The 1,959-nt window shown below is 73.1% G+C and carries 2 protein-coding genes and 1 pseudogene; all 3 read right to left on the bottom strand.

The window, feature by feature from the left end:
* A partial coding sequence (locus tag AB0O29_RS35485) for a hypothetical protein (RefSeq protein ID WP_365160444.1) occupies positions 1-242 on the bottom strand: 242 nt, incomplete at its 3' end.
* Positions 243-244: 2 nt separating this feature from the next.
* Positions 245-1,393, bottom strand: a complete 1,149-nt coding sequence (locus AB0O29_RS35480; protein WP_365160441.1) for an acyl-protein synthase — start codon at positions 1,391-1,393, stop codon at positions 245-247.
* Positions 1,390-1,959: pseudogene (locus tag AB0O29_RS35475) on the bottom strand (N-acetyltransferase); the annotation flags it as partial. The gene AB0O29_RS35480 and the pseudogene AB0O29_RS35475, both read right to left, overlap by 4 nt.

Here is a 1,959-nt window from a genome sequence, read left to right as displayed (position 1 = left end):
AGCTCGGCGAGCACGGCCGGGTCCTCCCCGGCGGGCAGGTGCGCGGCGAGCCGGGCGCGGACGGGGTGGTCCGGATCGCACAGGGCGGTGGCGAGGGCGTCGCAGGCGGCCAGCACCGTCTCGGTCTCCAGCACCGTGGCCAGCGCGGCCTCGACGGCGGCCGGCAGGCCGGCGAGCCGGCGCCCGGCCTCCTCGTCGCCGATGAACTCGCCCTGCCAGTAGTGCGGGTGCTGCATGTTCATGGTCACGCCATGCCCTTCATCAGTTCCGCTGCGGCCACCGCGCAGCTGCGGTTGCGGCTCACCCCGGCCCGGCCGTGGACGGTGAACCAGGGGGTCGGCAGCTCGCACCCGCAGGTGTCGCCCGGCTGGAGCGAGGCGAGGTCGCCCATGACCACGCTCTGCGCCGGCACCGAGGTGATGTACGGCGAGACCAGGTGCAGGTAGCCCCGCTCCCCGTACGGCAGGGGTTCGAGGGTGCGGGTGGAGCGGATCGTGACCCGGGACCACACGGGGGCGTGCAGCCGGTGGTGGTCGCACTCGATGTACGGGATGCAGTGCTCCACCGACCCGAAGGTGTCCCGGATCCGCTCGCCCGGGATGCCGAGCTGCTCGGTGACGCGGGCGTACAGCTCCTCCTTCCCGATCCGCCGGTCGGCGTGCCCCTTCCAGCCGCCGCCGAGGACGACGAGGGAGCCCTCGGGCAGGCGCAGCGGGGGCAGCCCCATGGCCCGCATCCGCTCCAGGGTGAAGAAGAGGAAGGCGGGGAAGCCGAGGATGCGGACGGGTGCGTCCTCCCGCTCGAAGCGGCGCAGCGCGGCGATGCAGCCGAAGGGGTCGAACTCGTGGTCGCCGCCGGTGTTGCGCAGGGCGTACGCGACGCTGCGCGCCGGGGCGAAGTCGCACAGGTAGTTGTCGGTGAAGGCGGTCCCGAGGTTGAGCGAGGGGGCCGGTTCGTAGCTGTACAGGAGGTAGTTGACCTCCTGGTCGGGGGTGATCCAGCCGTTGCGCTCGAAGATCCGGGCGACCATCCGCTGGGCGGAGCGGATGGTCCAGTGGTCGAAGAACATCTGCGACTTCTGGCCGGTGGTGCCGGAGGAGGTCAGGTGCAGCTCGACGTCCTCGCGCGGGATGGAGAGGACCTCGTGCCGCTTGAAGAAGTTCGCGTGGACGAGCGGCGTCCGGTACGGCCGGGCCGGGGGAGTGGCCTCGTACAGGGAGCGGAAGAAGGGGGAGCGCTCGGCGTGCCAGGCGTTGGTCTCAGCCATGGCGGCGGCGAACAGCTCGTCCTCGGCGGGACCGAAGGCGTACGGGTCGGTCAGGTCGCACAGTCGTTGGACGTGCGGCAGGAGGGCCGGGTCGGGTACGGCGACCGGCGCGAGATGGGGGTTCATGGGGTGACCTCGGATGTGGTGGGCAGGTGCGTCGACGCCCAGGCCGACACGTAGCAGTCCAGATAGGGCTGGAGGGGCGGTTCGACGGCGACGCCGCGGAAGTCGATGCGTTCGCCGGAGCGGGACAGGACGGCGTAGTCGTGGAAGCCGTCGCCGTCCGCGCGCATCGCCGGGTAGACGGCCCCGGCGACGAACCCCTCGGCCAGGAAGGCCGAGAGGACCTCGTGGTGCGCGAGCGGTACGAGGGCCTCGACGTAGCCCGCGCCCGCGCGGGCCAGGGCCCGGGTGACGGGTTCGAGGCAGGCGGCCGCGGCGGCCGGGTCGGGGTGGGCGGTCAGCAGGGAGCAGTAGCCCCCGGCGCGGTTGAGGTAGGCGTACACCTCGAACCGGCCGTCCTCGGGCGTGAGCAGCACGTTCGGGGTGTGCAGCGGGTAGAACCAGCCCTCGGTGCTCGGGAACCGCTCGCGGAAGCGGCGGCGGACGAAGGCCGGCGCCTCGATCATCTCCAGCCGGTCGCCCGCGCCCCGCGGCCCGGACGGCGCCGGGTGCGGGGCGGTGGCGGCCCG

It is taken from the genome of Streptomyces sp. NPDC089915 (genome assembly GCF_040684675.1).
Taxonomy (GTDB): Bacteria; Actinomycetota; Actinomycetes; order Streptomycetales; family Streptomycetaceae; genus Streptomyces.
Note: the sequence above shows the minus strand (reverse complement) of the source record. Positions and strands in the feature narration are given on the sequence as shown.

Coding starts and splice junctions, on each gene's coding strand:
- AB0O29_RS35480 (WP_365160441.1), bottom strand. CDS start 1,393: ATGAACCCCCATCTCGCGCCGGTCGCCGTACCCGACCCGGCCCTCCTG.